The sequence below is a fragment of the Rhodococcus sp. UFZ-B548 genome, from assembly GCF_903819475.1.
In the GTDB taxonomy this organism is placed as follows: Bacteria; Actinomycetota; Actinomycetes; order Mycobacteriales; family Mycobacteriaceae; genus Rhodococcus_F; species Rhodococcus_F erythropolis.
In genome coordinates this window covers 50,022-70,272 of sequence record NZ_CAIJDS010000040.1, presented here as the reverse complement: position 1 = coordinate 70,272, position 20,251 = coordinate 50,022, and the positions used below count along the sequence as shown (strand labels likewise).

Sequence of the window (20,251 nt, the reverse complement as noted above, 5' to 3'; positions counted from 1 at the left end):
GCACTGACATTCATCGACACACTGTTGAGTTCTCAAAGAACACGCACACACCATCGCTTCAAACTGGTTGATAGCTCCGGGGCAAGGGTTACAATCTTAGCTTGTTCGCTCCCAGGAAGCAAGTTCCCGTTGAGCGTGAATGTCTCCGACTTCGTCCAACCGCGTGTCCCCGGCCTCTCGGTCGGGGTTGGTGTCCGTGTCGCTCTGACTTGGACAAAGTTACGCGAATGAAAACTGAGCGTCAAACGTGCAGGTCGCAGGTGTTCGTCAGGTTAAATCCGCTGGTAGCCCGCCCGCAGGCGGGCCACCAACGGCCACAGGAGCCCCGCGAGACAACTGTGACCCCACACACGTCAGTTCGAAAGTATTTTCACGCCGGCGAAATTGCGCTTTCCGCGCCGGACGACCAACCAGCTGCCGTGAAGCAGATCGGATGCGGCGGGCTCCCAGTCGTCGGCCGACACCTTCTGGTTGTTCACCGAAGCGCCGCCTTCCTTCACTGCGCGTCGAGCAGCTCCCTTGCTCTCACACAAACCGCTCGTCACAAGCAGATCGATGATCGTGCGCGGCTCCCCCGGCGCCAATTCGCTGACAGATGCTTCCTTCAGCGCCGCGGCGAGCGTCGACTCGTCGAGTTCCGCCAATTCCGCCTTGCCGAACAACGCCTGGCTGGCGAGCTCGACGGCGCGAGTGTTGTGTTCTCCGTGAACCAAGGTCGTCATCTCGGCGGCCAATCGCTTCTGCGCTTCGCGCGCATGCGGACGCTCCGCCGTTGCCGTCTCGAGTTCCGCGAGTTCGTCTGCGGTCAGGAACGTGAACCAGCGCAGGTACTTGATCACGTCGGCGTCGCCGGTGTTCACGAAGTACTGGTACCACGCGTACGGGCTGGTCATCTCGGGGTCGAGCCACAGACTGCCGCCACCGGTCGACTTTCCGAACTTCTTCCCATCAGCCGAGGTCACCAGCGGAACGGTCATTGCGTGAACACTCTCGCCGTCGACACGACGGTTGAGTTCGACGCCCGCGATGATGTTGCCCCACTGATCGGACCCACCGACCTGCAGAGTGCAGCCGAGATCGCGTCGCAAGTGCAGGTAGTCGTTGGCTTGGAGCAGCATGTAGCTGAACTCGGTGTACGACATCCCGTCCGACTCGAGACGACGCTTCACGGTGTCACGCGCAAGCATGACGTTCACGGAGAAGTGTTTGCCGACATCACGCAGGAAGTCGATGGCCGACATCTTGCCGGTCCAGTTCATGTTGTTCTCGATGACCGCACTCGTCGGTGAATCGTCGAAATCCACGAATCGTTCGAGCTGACCACGGATGCGACCTGCCCAGTCCGCAACGGTATCGGCGGAGTTCATCGTCCGTTCCCCGACGTCACGGGGATCACCGATCAGGCCTGTTGCGCCGCCGGCAAGAACGATCGGACGGTTACCGGCACGCTGAAACCGCTTGAGCGCGAGGAGCGGAACCAGATGACCTGCGTGCAGGCTCGGTCCGGTCGGGTCGAAGCCCGCATACAACGTGACCGGTCCGGCCTCGAGATCTTTACGCAAAGCGTCGAGATCAGTTGATTGGGCGATCAGCCCACGCCAGGTCAGTTCGTCGAGAATATTCTCAGTCACGGACTCGATCATCCCATCTTCACGAAATGACCGGCGCTCGCGGGCTTCGGCGGTACGCGGACACAGCTCGCGAGTCCGGAATCCAGAGGCGCCACGGGACCTCGGCCGCAGTACTGACCCCAACCCGCGGTCCACTGACCCATTCCTTCGACTCCCCCAATTCGAGCCGAACCCGCGAGGCAGGGTTGAACACGTCTGTTCCGTTGTCCGCCAACGTGATTGCAACGGAAGCGCCGAGATTACCTGGCCCTCTGGCCCATTGGTGAGATGGTCGATCCGGCGATCTCCGAGCAGACACCACATCGTGACCGGCCTCGATTTCGGCCGCTCGGAGCAGAACACCACCCGCGACACCATCCGGGCCGTACGAGATGTTCATACAAAAGTGCATTCCGTAGCTGCGGTAGACGTAGAGACGGCCCGCCCGCCCGAACATCACGCTGTTCCGCGGCGTTTGCCCCCGATACGAATGTGCTGCCGGATCTGGCCAGGGCCCGTCCTTCTCCCCTCCGTACGCCTCGACCTCGACAATCCTCAGCGAGATGTCGTCGACGATCAGGGTCGAGCCGAGAATTGTCAGGCCCGCTTCCAACGGGTTCTTCACATTTTCCAAGGTCTCGATACTCACCCTTCGATTGTGCCCACGCCGTTGACTCATCGGTCGGCCGAGTCGCATAATTCAACAAGTGATGAATTATCGAAATGAGGCGAACCGTGACCACCACGCCGGCAATAGACATCCGCGGACTACGAGTCATTCGCGGCAAGCACGAAGTTCTTCACTCACTCGACCTGCAGGTTTCGGCAGGATCGATCACCGGACTGCTCGGCCCGTCCGGCTGCGGCAAGACAACCCTGATGCGCGCGATAGTCGGAACCCAGATCGTCGAAAGTGGTGAGGTCAGAGTCCTGGGCGACCTCGCGGGGTCCGTTGCTCTTCGCCGCCGGGTCGGATACGTCACCCAATCCCCCAGCGTGTACGGCGACCTGACGGTCACTCGAAACGTCCAGTACTTCGGCGCTCTGTACGGCAAGTCCGGCGAAGACGTCGCAGCAGCGGTCGACGCCGTCGGATTGAGCCGATACGCCGACCGGACCGCCGCCGATCTGTCCGGAGGTCAACGCGGTCGAGTCTCGCTGGCATGCGCGTTGGTGGCATCACCTGATGTGTTGATCCTCGACGAACCGACCGTTGGTCTGGATCCGGTGCTTCGTGTCGAATTGTGGGAACGATTTGCCGACCTTGCTCGCAGCGGAACCACCCTGTTGGTCTCCAGCCACGTCATGGATGAGGCCGACCACTGCGCTGAACTGATCCTGATGCGAGACGGGCATCTCCTCGCTCAACTCACACCCGATGAATTGCGCGCCAAAACCAGATGTGAACGGCTCGAGGACGCCTTTCTCGAGCTGATTCGGACTTCACCCGTCGGAGGCGAAATATCATGAGCATCAGGATCTTCGGTGCTACGACCGTACGCATTCTGCTTCAGCTCCGCCAGGACCATCGCACGGTGGCCATGATCTTGTTGGTCCCGTCGTTGTTGATGATTTTGCTGTATTTCCTCTACCAAGACGTACCCACGCCGCCCGGCCAGGTTTCACTGTTCCAACGCGTGGCGATCACCATGCTGGGAATCTTGCCGTTTGTGGTCATGTTCCTGGTCACGTCCATCGCCATGCAGCGCGAACGCAGTTCAGGAACACTCGAACGCCTGCTCACCACCCCGATGGGCAAACTCGATCTTCTGGCGGGATACGGCGCGGCATTTTCGCTCTCGGCCGCCGCTCAGGCAGCTCTCGCGTGCGCGGTTGCTTTCGGATTTCTCGGACTCACCATCGCCGGCAGTCTTGCCTGGGTCATCGTCATTGCAGTTCTCGGCGCAATACTCGGCGTTGCGCTCGGCCTGTTGGCCAGCGCATTCGCGAAGACCGAGTTCCAAGCGGTGCAGTTCATGCCGGTAGTTGTGGTCCCCCAACTGTTCCTCTGCGGACTCCTCGTGCCCCGCGACCAATTGCCGACCTGGCTCGAATGGATCAGCAACGTCCTCCCCTTGAGCTACGCCGTCGACGCACTTCAGCAAGTGTCGATGCATGCCGACGCGACGCATCATATGTGGCGTGATCTCGCCGTCATGGCGGGCTTCGCCGCCGCAGCACTCTCGCTGGCCGCGGCAACACTCGATCGCCGCACTCCATGAACGACAACGACACGGCGCCCGCACCTGCACCGATTCGTTCGGGGCGACGACCGGGCAAGTCGGAGACTCGCGCGCAGATCCTCGATTCGGCGCGACGGGCGTTCTCCCAGAACGGTTTTCGACGCACAACCGTTCGATCGATAGCTGCGGCCGCTGACGTCGATCCGGCCATGATTCATCATCATTTCGGAAGCAAGGAGCAGTTGTTCACCGCTGCGATCGCGCTACCGATCGATCCAGTCCAGGTATTGGGACCGGTTCACGCCTCTCCGACCGAAAATCTCGGCGAAAATCTACTCAGAGCAGTGATCGGGCTGTGGGAATCGGAACACCAGCCGGCGATTCTGGCGGCTTTTCGATCGGCGGTTTCCGGCGACGGATCGCAGCTGATCCAGAGCTTTCTGCTCGATGTCGTATTGCGCGACATCATTCCGCGGGTGGACACACCACCTGGTACCGGCTTGATCAGAGCGGAATTGGTGGCATCTCAGATGGCCGGACTGCTGGTCACGCGATATGTGCTCGGACTCGAACCACTCGCATCATTGAGCGTTGACGCGTTGGTACCGCTGGTGGCTCCGAACCTCCAGCGGTACCTGACCGGTGAATTACCGATCTAGCCTTCAGCCCGCGCGAGCAACTTCTCGTGCTCGTCGTCCGCCACATCGCGTGCCTCGTCGATCAACAGAACTGGAATGCCGTTCTCGATCGGGTATGCACGCCGCAGGCGCGGGTTGTAGAGCAACTCGTCCCCGACCAGCAACAGCGGGCCTTTGTCCTGGGGGCAGGCCAAAATGCTGAGCAACGTCGAATCAATAGCCACGTGAGTCCTCTCGAACCGATCAAACAGAATGTCCTCAGGCTACCGTGCTCCGGTGCCCACCCTCGTCGGCATCAACTGCGCGGCAATTGCCTTGGTCAGCCGCTTGTACGACTGCGTCTCGGAATCGAGGAACCAGGTCCGTGGTCCTGGCGCCGGCAATCCGGCGGCAGCTAACGCAGTGGAGCTCGGACGGTACGACGAACCCACCGGGATCTCGTCTACCACGTGCACGATATCCGGGCGCGCATCAAAAGCGATGCGCGAGAGAGCCTCTGCAAGCTCGGCGGAACGGAACTGCCGCCCCGGACGCCATGTCACGGCAGCGACCGCCAGCTGATGCGGCGCGTCACCGACGCCGTATGCGACGGCAAGATCCACCCGCGCCACACTCGACAACGCGTCGACGATCGGCTGGGTGAAGACGGGACCGCGGAGCGTCGAAATGACCGTGTTCTTGTGATCGATCAGCCAGTAGTCGCCGTCGGCGTCCCGGCGGAAGAGATTCTCCGTGGGAATCCACGAATCACCCGCTTGGAAGAGTCCCCGCATCGCTCCGCCCGAGAGATCGGCAGTGAATCCCGCGCGCCCGAGTAGCAACCCGACTTCGTCTTCGGCGCACTCACGGACAAATCCGTTTCCGTTTTCGAGGAGCCGACCACTCAGCGGGTCGTATGCCGCCAACCGCACCTGCGCGCTACCCGGCAACGGGCGGCCCTTGGAACCAACTTTGGAGCCCGCGACATTGGCAAGAATCACGTCACCTTCGGTCGACGCATAGAACTCGAGTACCTGCGCGGGGTCGAACGCCTCCGTGGTCCGCTTCCACAGCCCGTGAGGCATTCCCGAACCGATGAACAGTCGGACCGGATGGCTACCGTCGATGAGAAGAAGATCCTCGTCGAGGATCTCGCGCATCATCGACCACGTGTAACTCACGACGGTCACACCGTAGCGATGGATTTCCTCGACGAATCGAGCCGGATTCAGTCCGCGTGAGAGCGCAATCCGTGAGCCACCGGCCATGGCGCCACCGATGGTCGCGAGCAGACTCGACGAATGATGGAGTGGTGCAAGGCAGTACACGGTGTCACCGCGATCGAGATCTGCCGCCGTGGCCGTTCCGAAGGCAGACAGTGCCCACCGGTAGTTGGTGATCTGCTTGGCTTCGAGCACACCGCCCGATTCCGCAAAGATGATGAATGCGAGTTCACGGGCGACGCCGGGATCCGGCCGGTACCAACCGGGCAGATTGACCTTCGTCGGATCGATTTGTTCGAGATCGATCACGTCGTGTGACGGATCCACCTCGAGTCCGCGGGCATCGCCGCCGCCGAGTACCAAGACCGGCCTACCGGTAACCACCGCAGCGTCGACGTTCTCCGGATCGGTGATGATCCGATCAACCGATCCCAGCTTGACCGCCGCCGAGATGTCGGACCCCGGCGGAAGCATGACGGCAACGGCACCAAGGCGCGACAGGGCCGCGATGGCCGCGAGCGCGCTGGGGCGGGTCTCCATCAGGACACCGACGTGCGCTGCCGGACGCACTCCCACGGAAATCAATCCACGCACGACATTGTCGATGCGGGCGTTGACCGCTTCGTAGGTGTGCACACGATTGTCGAAGAGGAAGCACTCGCCGTTCGGTGCTTTTCGACGCTGCTCCGCGAGCAATTGACTCAGCGAGATCTTGGTGTGCGGCTGAATTTGGTTGAGTCGCGCAAGACGTGGCAACGCGCGTGCCGCTTCACCGGACAATTCGAAAGTCCCGCGCAACGCACCGGCTGCAAGGTCACTGATTCCTTTGGTGACTCCTGCACCTACTTCAGCGACCGAGGCGACGGTGTGGATGATCCGATTGCTGATCGACACACCGGTCTGGTCTTCGAGGTCGGCGCCGTAGACCATGTTCGCGATACGGTCCGGGAGGGGTCCACCCGTCTCGGTCCACTGCACGAATTCACCGGTGGTCGGCCAGGTGTGATTGGCTGCGGTGGAACCGACAACCAATCCGAAATGACCTGCGCGCAAGGTAGATTCGTAGACCTTGGCCCGCGGCGCTGCCTGGCCGATCCCGCGAACCGCCTGAGGTTGACCGATGTCGTCGACCTCGCCGACGAATGCCAGGATGGGGCAGGTGATCTCGGCGAGCGAGACCAATTGATCCTTGATGACAAAACCACCGGTCATCATTCGGTTGTGCACGATGAACTGCTTGAGCAGTTCGGCAACCGCGGGCCCGGACCACGCGACCCAACCCTCGGTCGCGAGGAAGCGTCGCTGCTGCTCCCTCGGCAGCAAAGCCTCACGGTCGTGCAGTTGAAGCAGGAAGTCGACGCGCATCTTCAACGTCTTCACGGGATCGAGCAACTGGAACCCGGTGCGAGCCATCCACCCGGTGACCGCCAGGCGATTGAAGACGTGATCGGCGAGGAAATCCGCACCCTTGGTGGCCAATCCGGCCGGGATACCGAAGGGCAACGCGGCGAGTGTGTCAACCGGACTGCCGAAGGTGATGACGCTGGCGATGTTTCGACTACGCCGATACGCGGCAGCTTGATAGGCAAACATGCCGCCCTGCGAATAGCCGGAGATGTGAACATCTTTACCGGTGTGACGGTGGATGTGGTCGATGATGTCACTGAGAGCGATGATGTGATCGGCGAGATTGCGATCCCAACCGCCCTCTTCGGAGTCGGGCGAACCAAAATCGACTACCCAGGGGTCCAGGCCCATCTCGTGCAGAATTCCCACAGCACCCTGGTCGCGGGTCACGTCGTACACGTTCGCCGACATCATCATCGGCGGGATCAGCACGATCGGTGCACCGACGGTTTCCGGATCGCTGTCCGGGAAGTAGCGGCGAAGCCGGTACATCGCTGCGCGCTCGACGATCTCGAACGGCGACGTGGTCGCATCCGTTTCCAGCCCACCCAACCGGACGACCTCGAGGCCGTTTTGTGCTGTCGCAACCACCCGACGAATCGGGCCCAGCACAGACTTGGAATTCAATCCCACCATTTCACTCCCAAGTTACTCACCATGTGACGTCAGTCTCATTTTTCCCGCGCGCAACAAGCCTACTGACGACGAATACGCGTACGCGGTCAGGGAGCAAATTCTGCTCCCTGACCGCGTACGACCGAAGGACTACTGCCGAAAAGAGAGAGGAAACACTCGTGACCGCAAGGTCAGAGGGTCCATTCCCGCAGCGACTGGGCCACTGCTCGGACTCCGTCCAACTGTTCTGCTACCCGCACCCCCGCGGTGCCGCCTCGCGCATTACGCGAAGCGATGGAACCCTCGACTGTCAGCACCTCACGAACAGCGGGTGTCAGCGCGCTGTCGACGCCGGCCAGTTCCTCGTCCGTGAGATCTTCGAGTCCGACGCCTCGCGCTTCGGCGACACGCACACACGCTCCAGCAGCCTCGTGTGCAACCCGGAACGGCACGCCCTGGCGCACCATCCACTCCGCGATGTCGGTGGCCAACGTGAACCCTGCCGGAGCAAGTTCCGCCATACGCGCGGTGTGGAACTCGAGAGTCTGCACCAGGCCGGTGATGGCCGGGAGCAACATCTCCAGCTGCGCAACCGAGTCGAAGACCGGTTCCTTGTCCTCTTGCAGATCGCGGTTGTACGCCAGCGGCTGAGCCTTGAGCGTCGCCAGCAGGCCGGTGAGGTTACCGATCAGACGACCAGACTTACCGCGCGTGAGTTCCGAAACATCCGGGTTTTTCTTCTGCGGCATGATCGACGAACCCGTCGACCACGCGTCGGCAAGCGTGATGTAGCCGAATTCCGGTGTGCTCCAGATGATGATCTCTTCCGCCATGCGTGAGAGATCGACACCGATCATCGCAAGCACAAACGCTGCCTCGGCCGCAAAATCACGCGAAGCGGTTGCGTCGATCGAGTTCTCGGCCGAGCTGTCGAACTTCAATTCCGCTGCAATGGCTTCGGGGTCGAGACCGAGCGAGGAACCGGCAAGTGCACCGGAACCGTACGGGGACACCGCAGCTCGTACGTCGAAGTCGTGAAGACGTTGCACGTCGCGCAACAGCGGATGCGCATGGGCGAGCAGGTGATGTGCCAACAAGACCGGTTGAGCAGCCTGCAGGTGCGTCTTGCCCGGCATCACGGCATCCGGGTGAGCCCCGGCCTGAGTCGCCAATGCGTCGACCACGTCGAGAACGCCGGTGGAGATGCGGCGAACCGCATCCCGAAGCCACATTCGGAACAGCGTGGCCACCTGGTCGTTTCGCGAACGACCAGCACGCAGGCGTCCGCCGACCTCAGGCCCGACACGCTCGATCAGACCGCGTTCGAGTGCGCCGTGTACGTCCTCGTCCGAATCACTCGGTCCGAAGGCGCCACTGGCAACATCTGCCGCCAGACGGTCGAGACCGTCGAGCATTGTTGCGAGGTCGGCCTCGCTGAGCAGGCCTGCCTTGTTCAGTACGCGAGCATGCGCCTGCGACGCACGAACGTCGTACGGAGCGAGGACCCAGTCGAAGTGAGTCGACTTGCTCAGCGCCGCCATGGCAGCGGCCGGTCCGGACTCGAACCGTCCGCCCCACAGCGCGCCTTCGTTGGTGCCGTGTTTTTGGGCGTCTCCGTCACCGTGAGCCGTCATGGCTCAGAGTCCCAGATCGCGCTTCGCGGCGACCTTCGACGACAGACCGTGGATCTCGACGAAGCCCTTCGATGCGGACTGGTCGAAGCTGTCGCCCTCGTCGTACGTCGCGAGGTTGAAGTCGTAGAGCGACTCGGGGCTACGACGACCGTTGACGGTGATGGCTCCACCGTGCAGGAAGAGACGAATGTCGCCGGTGACGCGCTCCTGCGTCTTGTTGACGAACGTATCCAGTGCGTCCTTGAGGGGCGAGAACCAGAGGCCGTCGTAGACCAGCTCGGACCAACGCTGCTCCATCTGACGCTTGTAGCGACCGAGTTCGCGTTCGAGGGTGACGTGCTCGAGTTCCTGGTGCGCGGTGATGAGAACCATGGCTCCGGGAGCTTCGTAGATCTCACGGCTCTTGATGCCCACGAGACGGTCCTCGACGACGTCGAGGCGACCGACACCCTGAGCGCCTGCGCGCTTGTTCAGTTCCTGAATCGCTTCGAGAACCGACACGGGGCGGCCGTCGATGGCAACCGGGCGACCCTTGTCGAAGCTGATGATGAGCTCGTCGGGCGCGTTCCAGTTGACCGTCGGGTCCTGGGTGTAGTCGTAGACGTCCTTCGTCGGTGCGTTCCACAGATCCTCGAGGAAGCCGGTTTCGACGGCGCGGCCCCAGACGTTCTGGTCGATCGAGAACGGCGACTTCTTGGAGACGTTGATCGGGATGTTGTTCTCTTCGGCGAAAGCGATGGCCTTCTCGCGGGTCCAGGCGTAGTCGCGGACCGGTGCGATGACCTGAAGGTCGGGCGCGAGGGCGCCGAATCCGACCTCGAAGCGAACCTGGTCGTTGCCCTTACCGGTGCAACCGTGCGAGACGATGGTGCCGCCGTGCGAGCGTGCAGCTTCGACGATGTGCTTGACGATCAGCGGACGGCTGATGGCCGAGACCAGCGGGTAGCGGTCCATGTAGAGGGCGTTGGCCGCAATGGTCGGCAGGCAGTACTCGTCCGCGAACTCGTCGCGGGCGTCGACGACAACGGATTCGACTGCGCCGCAGTCGATCGCGCGCTGACGCACGACCTCCATGTCCTCGCCACCCTGCCCCAGATCGATGGCGACGGCGACAACTTCAGCGCCCGTCTCCTTACCGATCCAACTGATGGCAACAGAAGTGTCCAGCCCGCCCGAGTAGGCGAGTACGACGCGATCGGCCATGGTTTTTGTGCTCCTTCGGTTGAAAATCTCTATCAAAGAATAAGGGGTCAGGCGAGCGATTCGATCATGGCCGCGAGTTCCGCTCCGGAAAGCGGTTCTCGGGCCACCACGAAGATGGTGTCATCTCCGGCGATCGTTCCCACGATGTCGGGCATCGAGGACCGATCCAGTGCGCTCGCGAGGTAGTGCGCGGCTCCCGGCGGTGTCCGGAGAACCGCCATGTTGCCGCTGAAATCGGTGGAGACCAACAGCTCACCCAACAGCCGTGAGAGGCGGTCGGTACCGCCGGACACACCGCGTACCGGGTTCCCGTCCTCCGGCACCACGTAAACACCGGCGCCGCCGTCAGCGGCACGCAGTTTCACCGCTCCCAACTCTTCGAGGTCACGCGAGAGGGTGGCCTGCGTCGCTTCGATGCCCTCGGCACCGAGCAACGCCGCCAACTCCGTCTGACTTCGGACGGGATGCGCCGCCAGCAGCGCGATGATGCGCGACTGGCGACCGGCCCGAGTGGGAGCGACGCTCACGCCTGGTCCAGTTGGGTTCGCTGTTCCAGCAGCCACACGAGCAACGCCTTCTGGGCGTGCAGACGGTTCTCCGCCTCGTCCCAGACGACGCTCTGGGGTCCGTCGAGAACCTCGTCGGTGACCTCTTCGCCGCGATGGGCCGGCAGGCAGTGCAGGACGACAGCCTTCGGATCTGCTTTGGCGAGCAATTCCTTGTTGATCTGGAACGGGCGGAAAGGTCCGACCCGATCGAGCCCGTCGTTCTCCTGACCCATCGAGGTCCAGGTATCGGTGACCAACGCGTCGGCACCGACGACGCCGGCCTGCGGGTCCTGCGTCAGCGTGATGGTTGCACCGGTTTCCGCGGCGCGTGTGCGCGCTGCTGCTACTACCCAGTCCGCCGGTTCGAAGCCAGCGGGACTTGCGATGGTGACGTCGATGCCTGCGGTGACTCCGCCGAGCATCAGCGAGTGAGCCATGTTGTTGGCGCCGTCGCCCAGGTAGGTCAGCTTCAGTCCCTTGAGCTCACCCTTCTGCTCGATCAGCGTTTGCAGATCGGCCAGAACCTGACAGGGATGAAATTCGTCGGACAACGCATTGACGATGGGAATCGTTGCACCCGTTGCCATTTGCTCCAAGCGCTTCTGGCCGAACGTGCGCCACACGACGGCGTCGACATAGCGGGAGAGTACGCGTCCGGTGTCCGCCAACGTCTCTTCACGACCGAGTTGGGTACTGCGCCCGTCGACGACGACGGCGTGGCCGCCCATCTGCGCGATGCCCATCTCGAACGAGAAACGTGTACGCGTCGAGTTCTTCTCGAAGATGACGCCGACTCCGCGAGGACCCTCGAGTGGACGCCGAGCGAACGGGTCCTTCTTGAGAATCGCAGCGAGTTCCAGAACTTCGGCCTGCTGCGCCGGAGTCAGATCGTCGTCCCTGAGAAAGTGTTTCACCACGGTAGTCACTTCTCCCCCGGCTGGTCAGCCGATAGTGCACTGTCGAAGATGGCAGGTAGTGCTGCCACGAAGGTTTCGGCCTGCTCATCCGTGAGGATGAGCGGCGGCGCCAACCGGATCACTCCGGGTTGCGCTGCATTCACAAGGTACCCGGCTTCGCGCGCGGCATTTTCCACCGCCGGCGCGACGTCCTCGGTCAGCACGACACCCAGCAACAGTCCCGATCCCCGTACGTAGTCGACCAACGGATGGCCCAGATCTTCGATGCCCGCCGAGATCGATTTGCCCAAGCTGTCGGCGCGTGAGATCAGGTCTTCCGCTGCAATGGTTTTCAGCACGGCAAGCGCCGCCGCAGCGCACACCGGATTGCCACCGAACGTCGTACCGTGCTTGCCCGGTCCGAAGAACTCTGCCGTTGCTCCGGTCGCGATGCAGGCGCCGATCGGCATTCCGCCGCCGAGTCCCTTCGCAAGAGTGATGACGTCCGGCACGATGCCGACTGCCTGATGTGCGTAGAACCAGCCGGTCCGGCCGATGCCGGTCTGAACTTCGTCGAGTACGAGCAGCGCCCCGCGTTCGGCGGTGATCCGCCGAGCCTCGACGAGGTATCCCTCGGGTGGCACCACGACGCCGCCCTCACCCATGATCGGTTCGAGGAACACAGCAGCGGTGTCGGAATCGACTGCCCGCTCCAGTGCCTCGACATCGCCGTACGGCACGAACTCGACACCGGCGGGCATCGGTTCGAACGGCGCCCGCTTGGCCGGCTGACCCGTCAGAGCGAGTGCCCCCATCGTGCGACCGTGGAAAGAGCCCTCGGCCGCGATGATCTTCTTCCGGCCAGTAGCGCGTGCGAGCTTGAAGGCAGCCTCGTTCGCCTCGGTACCGGAGTTGCAGAAGAACGCGCGCCCGGTGACGTTGCCGAGATGAGCGAGCAACTGCTCCGCCAACTCGACGACCGGCTCGCTGGCGTACAGGTTGGAAACATGGCCGAGTGTCGACAACTGAGTAGTGACGGCTTCGACGACGGCCGGATGTCCGTGTCCGAGGATGTTGACGGCGATTCCGGCAAGGAAGTCGACGTACTGCTTGCCGTCGGCGTCGGTGAGTACGGCGCCGTCACCGCGGACGAGAGCAACCCGGGGTACGCCGTAATTGTTCATCAGCGAAGCGGACCACCGCTGCTGCAGATCGATCGTGCTCATGAAGTAGCTCCCTGCTGGGGACCGGCGACCGAGGAGCCGGGCACGACCATCGTGCCGATTCCTTCACCGGTGAAAAGTTCGAGTAGGACTGAATGTTCGAGCCGGCCGTCGATCACGTGCGCCGACGGCACACCTCCGCGCACCGCGCGAAGGCAGGCCTCCATCTTGGGCACCATGCCGGCATCGAGACTCGGCAACAACTGGGCCAGGGCGTCGGTGTCGATTTCGGTGGCCAGCGAGGATCGGTCCGGCCAATCGGTGTACAGGCCTTCGACGTCGGTGAGGACAACGAGCTTCTCGGCACCGATCGCCTCGGCCAGTGCGGCAGCGGCGGTATCGGCGTTGATGTTGTGGACGACGCCGTCGGCATCGGGCGCGATGGTCGAGACCACCGGAATGCGTCCTGCCGCAATCAGATCGAGTACCGCGTCTGGGTTCACGGTGGTGACGTCTCCGACCAGGCCGATGTCGGTCTGCTCCCCCTCGACCGCAACAGTGCGTCGAGTAGCGGTGAACAGGTGCGCATCTTCACCGGAGATACCGACCGCGTACGGACCGTGCGCGTTGATCAGGCCGACGAGTTCACGGCCCACCTGACCGAAGAGCACCATCCGGACGACGTCCATCACCTCGGGCGTCGTGACCCGGAAACCACCGCGGAACTCACCCTTCATGCCAAGGCGTGCCAGCATCGCGTTGATCTGCGGGCCGCCGCCGTGCACGACGACGGGGTGGATGCCGACAGTCCGCAGGAACGCCATGTCCGCGGCGAAGGCGGTCTTGAGTGTCTCGTCGATCATGGCGTTTCCGCCGTACTTGACCACGACCACCTTGTCTCGGAATCGCTGCAGCCACGGCAGCGCGTCGGCGAGGACATGCGCCTTCTGATGCTCGCTGATCACGGGATACGTCTCGGTCATGACGAGTACGCCGAGTTCTCTTCGACGTACGCGTGCGAGAGGTCCGTGGTGCGAATGCTCACGGACTCGTTGCCGATTCCCAGGTCGATGTCGAGTTCGATGTCGATCCCGCTCAGGTCCACCTCACGCGCTCCCGGAGCGCCGACGCCGTCGATGCAGACGGGACTCCCGTTGAAGGACACACTGATTCGATCGGGATCGAGCTCGATGGGAGCGATACCCACTGCTGCGAGGACGCGGCCCCAGTTCGGATCGGATCCGAACAGTGCCGTCTTGACCAGGCTGTCGCGGGCGATGGTGCGGGCGCCGATCAACGCATCGGACTCGGACGCTGCGCCGCGAACCGTCACCTTGACCCGCTTGGTGACGCCCTCGGCGTCTGCCATCAACTGATCCGCGAGATCGTCGCACACTGCGAAGACCGCGGCGTTGAGTTCGTCCTGGGTCGGTGTGACACCGCTGGCGCCGGAGGCCAACAGGAGCACCGTGTCGTTGGTGGACGTGGCGCCGTCGACGTCGAGGCGATCGAAGCTCAGGTGGGTGGCGGCGCGCAGAGCGGTATCGAGCTGCTCGGCCGTTGCGACAGCATCGGTCGTGACGACGCACAGCATCGTCGCCAGCGCGGGCGCGAGCATGCCTGCACCCTTGGCCATTCCGCCGACGTTCCACTTGTTCGCGTGGTGCAGCGACGCCTGCTTCGGCACGGTATCGGTGGTCATGATCGCGTACGCCGCGTCGGTGCCGCCGGAGATTCCGCCGGCCAGTTCGTGCACTACCTCGGTGACACCGGGGATCAGCTTGTCCATGGGCAAGCGGTCACCGATCAGGCCGGTCGAACAGACGGCGACCTCGATCGCGCCCGTCTCGGTTCCCCAATTGCTCAGTGCCGACGCAACTTCCTCGGCAGTCTTGTGCGCATCCTGGAATCCACCCGCGCCGGTACACGCGTTTGCGCCGCCCGAGTTGAGCACGACCGCGCGCAGCTTGCCCGTCGTCAAAACCTGCTGAGACCACAGCACCGGAGCAGCCTTGACCTTGTTCAGGGTGAAGACACCGGCAGCGGCCAGATCGGGTCCCTCGTTGAGCACCAATGCGAGGTCCGACTTGCCACTCTTCTTGATACCGGCAGCAATTCCGGCACCGCGGAATCCGGCAGGTGCGGTGACGCCCTGTGTGCGGAGCAGCCGTCCCCCGGCGACGTGAACCACGTCTGCAACGGTCGCGTCAGGCTCGGTTGCGTTGTCGATCTGCTGCGGATTGTCGGTGCTCACGGAGCTACTCCCACGGTAGAGAGACCTGCGGTCTCGGGTAGGCCAAGGGCGAGATTCATCGATTGCACCGCGCCACCGGCGGTGCCCTTGGTGAGATTGTCGATTGCCGAGATGACAACGAGCTGACCGGCGTCGGCGTCAACGGTGACCCCGATCTGCACGGCATTGGATCCGATCACGGCACCGGTCTGCGGAAAGACTCCGGCAGGCAGCACGTGAATGAACGGCTCGTCGTTGTATGCCTTTTCGTAGATTTCGCGCGCTTGCTCTTCGGTGGCCGTGGTGGCTGCCGTGCAGGTCGCGAGGATGCCGCGCGGCATGGGCGCGAGGACCGGAGTGAAAGAAACACTGATGTCCTTGCCGCCTGCGGCCGAAAGATTCTGAATGATCTCAGGGGTGTGGCGATGGACACCTCCGACACCGTATGCGCGGACGGAGCCCATGACCTCGGAACCCAGCAGATCGGCCTTCGGCGCCCGGCCGGCGCCCGAAGTGCCACTGACCGCAACCACGTTCACGTGTGAGTCCACGATCCCCGCGGCAACGGCGGGGGCCAGCGCGAGGCTCGCTGCCGTCGGGTAGCAGCCCGGAACGGCAATGCGGGTTGCGCCTACCAATTTCTCACGGGCACCGGGCAATTCAGGAAGACCGTATGGCCAGGTACCGGCATGAGTGCTCTTGTAGTACTTCTCCCAAGCTGCGGGATCCTGCAGCCGGAAGTCCGCGCCGCAGTCGATGATGACCGTCGACTCGGGCAGCAACTTGGCGTACTGAGCCGAATTTCCGTGTGGGAGACCGAGGAAGACGACGTCGTGACCCGAGAGGATTTCGACAGTGGTCTCTTCGAGTACCCGCGAAGAGAGTGGGAGCAAGTGCGGATGATGCTCACCGAGCGTCGAACCGGCGTTGCCACCGGCGGTCAGCGAACCGATCACCAGACTGCCGTCGGCGTAGGACGGGTGCCCGAGGAGCAGACGCAGAACCTCACCACCGGCGTACCCACTGGCGCCGGCAACGGCGACTCTGATCGGCTTGCGTGCGTTCTCGGTCGTACCACCTTCAGTCATGTCACACAGTATGCATCATTGTGCATCGGAATGCATAATTACTTACCCATGGATCGCCGGATCTCCTCGAGCTTGGCTTTTGCGGCCTTCTGGCGCTCGTCCCACTGCTCGTCGACGGATTTTCCGGCAGGACTCTCGTGTGCCAATTCGGCCGAACCTATGGAAGTACCGAAGCGCCCCTCTATCTTCTCCCGAACACGGTCGAAAGTGGGGACTCCCCCTTCGGTGTAGTCGGGTTCGGGAATTCTCGGGTCGGTCGCAAGTACCACCGGGACGTCGATGATCTCGTCGACCTCCACAACGGTGTCGGGCAGTTCGACTTCTTCGGCGTCGGTGATCGTGTTGTCGTCCTCTACACGGTGCGGCTCGAGGCTCGCGGCAGCGGTGTCCACCACGGAAAGAAGGACCGACAAGCTCGGACGACGCTCGACCACTGCGCGAACGACCGCGAGGAAGTCCTTGTCGTCGAGTGCACTGGCGGCCTCGACCACCTGGTGCACGGACCCATCGTGCTCGGACCCATCGTGCTCGGACCCATCATGTTCGGGCCCATCATTTCGTGACACTGTCAGTCCCTTCTCGAAATGCCGACGGACAACTCCGATCCTTCCACGACTGTCTGCCGAAGGGGTCAGCGTGAGGCGAGGTAAGCGGCAAACGCGTCCTCGCTCGAATATTCGGGGACGTACCCGAACTGTTCCTTGAGCCGCCGATTGTCGAGAACGGGTCGGTATTGGAGAAATCCGACGCGCTCCGGACCGTGTTCCGTTACGCCCAATCGCCGTCCGACGCGTAGAACGCCTCGCAACAGCCATGCAGGAAGCGTCACCGTGCTCTTGCCCATCCGGGAAGCCAACTCGTCGACGGTCATTGCGCCGTCGCCCGCGACGTTGAAGATGCCCACTTGGTTTCCGGTCACGGCCTCCGCAAAAGCGCCCGCGACATCGGTGTGCCAGACAAACACGAAGGGGCTGTCGCTCCCGGCAACCTTGAGCAGCTTGCGGCGATCGAACAACGCGGTGATCTGATTGTCGACGCTCTCACCCAAGATCGTGCCGATCCGGAAGACAACTTGTTCCAACTCCGGGTGTTCGACGCGATATTCGGCGAGCATCTCTTCGACCAGGCGTTTGTGGCGACTGTAAGTGAATTCGTCGTTGCCTCGGACAGGTACGTCCTCGGTGATCCACGGTGGGTTGTCGGAGTGGTAGCCGTACGCCGCTCCAGACGAAGACACGACGATCCGTCCAACCCCGTGTTCGACGCAGGCCGCGAGCACGTTTCGTGTCCCGTCGACGTCGACGCGGTACTCCTGCTCTGCTGTCGTGTTCTTGCCGGGATTCACGATGGACGCAAGGTGGATCACGACGTTCGGTCGGTACTGACCGAACACCCGCCCCAATTCTGTGGGGTCGCAGACGTCCGCCCTAACGCGGCGGATGCGATCGTCCGGCGTGTCCTTGACCGTGAGGTCGGCACAGACGACGGTGATGCCCTGCGCGATCAGTGCGTCGATGACAGCGGTACCCAGGAACCCGTTCCCGCCCGTGACGAGTGCGACGGTCATGCCGGTACCGCCTTTCGGGCGCGTCGCTTGGACCAGATCGTCGCCAGAGCCAACCCGGCGATGATGTCCCAGATCCCCCACCAGCCGGCCACGACGGCCATGCCACCGAGCCCGTCGAAGAACGAGAACACCAGGCCAAGCCCCAGTCCGGCATTGCGGATGCCGACCTCGAAAGAGACGGCGCGACGGCTGTATTCGTTCAACCCGGTGACGGCGCCGCAGAAGTATCCCAGTGCGAGGGCAACCGTGTCGTGCAGGAAGACCGCGAGCAGTACCACCCCGATGTAGTCGACGAAGTACGACGCATTCCCTGACACACCCGCGACGATGAAGATCAACAACGCCACCAACGAACCGTTTTTCACCCAAGGCTGCGCTTTCGCGGCGATCTCCGGGAACTTTTGTGCCGCCCAGATGCCGAGAACGAACGGCACGCCGATGATCAGGGCGATTTGCGCGACCATCTCGAGCGCATTCAGATTCACGGACTGCAACAGAGCGTCGGTCTCCGGGCGTCGGCTCCCCCAGAACGCGAGATTGAGCGGCATGAGGAAGATCGCGAAGACGTTCGACACCGCCGTCATGGACACCGAGAGTGCGACGTCGCCGCCCGCCCGGTGAGTCAGGACATTCGAGATATTGCCCGGCGGGCAGCACGCCACCAGGATCATGCCGAGCGCTACCGAGGGAGCGGGCGAGAGAATCAGCGTCAGCAGAAAAGTCACTGCCGGCAGCAGCAGGAACTGGGCAGCGATACCCACCGCCATCGCCTTGGGTTTGGTGAGCGCACGACGGAAGTCGTCGACCGAGGTGTCGAGGGCGATCCCCAGCATGATCGCGGCCAGCACCACGTTGAGGATCATCAACGATCCCGGGTTGAAGTTGAGCACCACGTCGTCGATCGGCATCATTGTCCTCCCTTCGTCAGAGCGGCATCGAGCAGTCCGATGTGCCGCCTGATCGTTGATCGGTAGGCGTCCTTGTTCACGTAGTAGGCCATTCGTCCCAGCTTCAGGTACTTGTATCCCCCGGACAGATCGGGAGGAGGGCCGGCCGCCGCTGCCGAGAATTCGCGCGCCGCGGCGGGGGCTTCGGTGCGTGCGGTGATCAATTTGGCCACCAACTCGGCCTGCTCGTAACGGCCCTGCCACCCGAGACCCGATGCTTCGACCATGCCGAGCACAAAGAGATTGTCGTGACGGCGACTCGCGACGTTGAGGAACAGGTCCGGGGCAGCGCCGGACCAGTCCAGGTCCTCGCGCGCGATGAAGGGATAGTCGAGGTGATACCCCGTGGCGCAGAGAACGAGGTCGTAGTCGGCAGACGATCCGTCGACAAACCGCACGGTCTTCCCCTCGAACCGGTCGACGTCGGCGCGCACGTGCACGTCACCGTGCCCGATGTGGTGCAGGATCAACGAGTTCACGACCGGATGCGATTCGTAGATCTTGTAGTCCGGTGCCGGAAATCCGAACCGCACCGGATCTCCCGTGAACTGCTTGAGTACCAAGGTGTCGACGCGTTGTTTGATCCACGGCGGCAACGGCTTTCCCTGATTCAAGGTGTCCGAGGGTCGTCCGAACAGATACTTGGGGACGAAGTAGTAGCCTCGCCGAACGCTTAAATCGACGCACTCGGCCTGGTGGACGGCATCGACGGCGATGTCGCATCCACTGTTGCCCGCTCCGATGACCAGTACCCGCCTTTCGCGGAAGATCTCGGCGCTGCGGTACTCGCTCGTGTGCATCAACGTGCCGGTGAAGTCGCCCTGGAACGTCGGTATGTTCGGCTTCGACAGCGTTCCGTTCGCGATGATCACGCCTCGATACCGCGCGACTGTCGTCTCACCGCTGCGACTACGCGTGGTGACCTGCCACAGCGAATCGACCGGCGAAACGTCGATGACGGTAGTGCCGAAGGCAAAGTGCCTGCGAAGATCGTGGGTATCGGCGTAGTCGCGGAAATACTCGGCAAGTTCGACGTGGCTCGGGTAGTCGGCAACCGAATCCGCCATCGGGAACTCCGCGAATGCGGTGGTGCCCTTCGACGAAATGAGGTGCGCCGACTCGTAGACGGTGCTGTGCGGGTTGTCGATGTCCCAGAGCCCACCGACGTCGTCGTGGCTCTCGAAGCCGTCGAACGCTATGCCGGCTCGATCGAGGTTTCGCGCGCCGGCCAATCCAGACGGACCCGCTCCGATCAGCGCGTACTTGCCCTCTGTGCTCATGGATCGAGCGTCGCAGATAGTTCGAATCTTGCGGCAA

General features: G+C 62.7%; 19 protein-coding genes. 3 read left to right on the top strand and 16 right to left on the bottom strand.

What is annotated here, in order from left to right; all coding sequences use genetic code 11:
• Positions 1–353 precede the first annotated feature (353 nt).
• Entirely contained in the window at positions 354–1,631 is a 1,278-nt protein-coding gene (gene tyrS / locus H7C86_RS26615; protein WP_020907871.1) for a tyrosine--tRNA ligase, read from the bottom strand.
• 19 nt (positions 1,632–1,650) lie between these two features.
• Complete coding sequence (locus tag H7C86_RS26610; RefSeq protein ID WP_020969717.1) at positions 1,651–2,259, bottom strand: DNA-3-methyladenine glycosylase; 609 nt, start codon at positions 2,257–2,259, stop codon at positions 1,651–1,653.
• 86 nt (positions 2,260–2,345) lie between these two features.
• Here H7C86_RS26610 and H7C86_RS26605 point away from each other — a divergent pair, with 86 nt between their 5' ends.
• Genes H7C86_RS26605 through H7C86_RS26595 form a run of 3 tightly spaced genes read left to right on the top strand, consistent with a single transcriptional unit; the run spans position 2,346 to position 4,452 of the window.
• Positions 2,346–3,080 carry an ABC transporter ATP-binding protein gene (locus H7C86_RS26605; RefSeq protein ID WP_182262532.1) on the top strand — a complete coding sequence of 245 codons (735 nt, stop codon included), beginning with the start codon at positions 2,346–2,348 and terminating at the stop codon, positions 3,078–3,080.
• Positions 3,077–3,832, top strand: a complete 756-nt coding sequence (locus H7C86_RS26600; protein ID WP_182262531.1) for an ABC transporter permease — start codon at positions 3,077–3,079, stop codon at positions 3,830–3,832. The genes H7C86_RS26605 and H7C86_RS26600 overlap by 4 nt, the downstream gene beginning before the upstream one ends.
• Positions 3,829–4,452: a TetR family transcriptional regulator gene (locus H7C86_RS26595; RefSeq protein ID WP_182262530.1), complete on the top strand. Its 624-nt coding sequence runs from the start codon at positions 3,829–3,831 to the stop codon at positions 4,450–4,452. Before H7C86_RS26600 ends, H7C86_RS26595 begins: the two co-directional genes overlap by 4 nt.
• Here the strand turns inward: H7C86_RS26595 and H7C86_RS26590 are convergent.
• The 14 genes from H7C86_RS26590 to H7C86_RS26525 form a co-directional block, all read right to left on the bottom strand.
• The gene (locus H7C86_RS26590) at positions 4,449–4,655 is read right to left on the bottom strand and encodes a Trm112 family protein (protein ID WP_003944045.1); all 207 of its coding nucleotides are present in this window, start codon (positions 4,653–4,655) and stop codon (positions 4,449–4,451) included. The genes H7C86_RS26595 and H7C86_RS26590 overlap by 4 nt on opposite strands.
• Before the next feature lie 39 nt (positions 4,656–4,694).
• A complete protein-coding gene (locus H7C86_RS26585; RefSeq protein WP_182262529.1) occupies positions 4,695–7,676 on the bottom strand; it encodes an acyl-CoA synthetase in 2,982 nt (993 codons plus the stop codon).
• A gap of 170 nt (positions 7,677–7,846) precedes the next feature.
• Positions 7,847–9,289 carry an argininosuccinate lyase gene (gene argH / locus H7C86_RS26580; RefSeq protein ID WP_182262528.1) on the bottom strand — a complete coding sequence of 481 codons (1,443 nt, stop codon included), beginning with the start codon at positions 9,287–9,289 and terminating at the stop codon, positions 7,847–7,849.
• 3 nt (positions 9,290–9,292) lie between these two features.
• On the bottom strand, positions 9,293–10,492 hold the full coding sequence (locus tag H7C86_RS26575) for an argininosuccinate synthase (RefSeq protein ID WP_007736221.1): 1,200 nt from the start codon (positions 10,490–10,492) through the stop codon (positions 9,293–9,295).
• A 47-nt stretch (positions 10,493–10,539) separates the two neighbouring features.
• Positions 10,540–11,019, bottom strand: coding sequence for an arginine repressor (locus H7C86_RS26570; protein WP_019748604.1), 480 nt, complete (start codon positions 11,017–11,019; stop codon positions 10,540–10,542).
• Positions 11,016–11,966: an ornithine carbamoyltransferase gene (argF, locus tag H7C86_RS26565; RefSeq protein WP_019748605.1), complete on the bottom strand. Its 951-nt coding sequence runs from the start codon at positions 11,964–11,966 to the stop codon at positions 11,016–11,018. The genes H7C86_RS26570 and argF overlap by 4 nt, the downstream gene beginning before the upstream one ends.
• Entirely contained in the window at positions 11,963–13,162 is a 1,200-nt protein-coding gene (locus H7C86_RS26560; protein WP_070797303.1) for an acetylornithine transaminase, read from the bottom strand. Before H7C86_RS26560 ends, argF begins: the two co-directional genes overlap by 4 nt.
• Positions 13,159–14,082, bottom strand: a complete 924-nt coding sequence (gene argB, locus H7C86_RS26555) for an acetylglutamate kinase (protein WP_019748607.1) — start codon at positions 14,080–14,082, stop codon at positions 13,159–13,161. Before argB ends, H7C86_RS26560 begins: the two co-directional genes overlap by 4 nt.
• Positions 14,079–15,290, bottom strand: coding sequence for a bifunctional glutamate N-acetyltransferase/amino-acid acetyltransferase ArgJ (gene argJ, locus H7C86_RS26550; RefSeq protein ID WP_020907877.1), 1,212 nt, complete (start codon positions 15,288–15,290; stop codon positions 14,079–14,081). Before argJ ends, argB begins: the two co-directional genes overlap by 4 nt.
• 59 nt (positions 15,291–15,349) lie before the next feature.
• On the bottom strand, positions 15,350–16,420 hold the full coding sequence (gene argC / locus H7C86_RS26545) for an N-acetyl-gamma-glutamyl-phosphate reductase (RefSeq protein WP_019748609.1): 1,071 nt from the start codon (positions 16,418–16,420) through the stop codon (positions 15,350–15,352).
• 38 nt (positions 16,421–16,458) lie between these two features.
• Positions 16,459–16,920 carry a hypothetical protein gene (locus tag H7C86_RS26540; RefSeq protein ID WP_021344370.1) on the bottom strand — a complete coding sequence of 154 codons (462 nt, stop codon included), beginning with the start codon at positions 16,918–16,920 and terminating at the stop codon, positions 16,459–16,461.
• Between the two features lie 131 nt (positions 16,921–17,051).
• Entirely contained in the window at positions 17,052–17,987 is a 936-nt protein-coding gene (locus tag H7C86_RS26535) for an SDR family oxidoreductase (RefSeq protein ID WP_182262527.1), read from the bottom strand.
• Positions 17,984–18,895 (bottom strand): bile acid:sodium symporter family protein, encoded by a 912-nt coding sequence (locus H7C86_RS26530; RefSeq protein ID WP_182262533.1) that lies wholly within the window; start codon positions 18,893–18,895, stop codon positions 17,984–17,986. Before H7C86_RS26530 ends, H7C86_RS26535 begins: the two co-directional genes overlap by 4 nt.
• On the bottom strand, positions 18,895–20,214 hold the full coding sequence (locus H7C86_RS26525; protein ID WP_182262526.1) for an NAD(P)/FAD-dependent oxidoreductase: 1,320 nt from the start codon (positions 20,212–20,214) through the stop codon (positions 18,895–18,897). The genes H7C86_RS26530 and H7C86_RS26525 overlap by 1 nt, the downstream gene beginning before the upstream one ends.
• Positions 20,215–20,251: the final 37 nt, after the last annotated feature.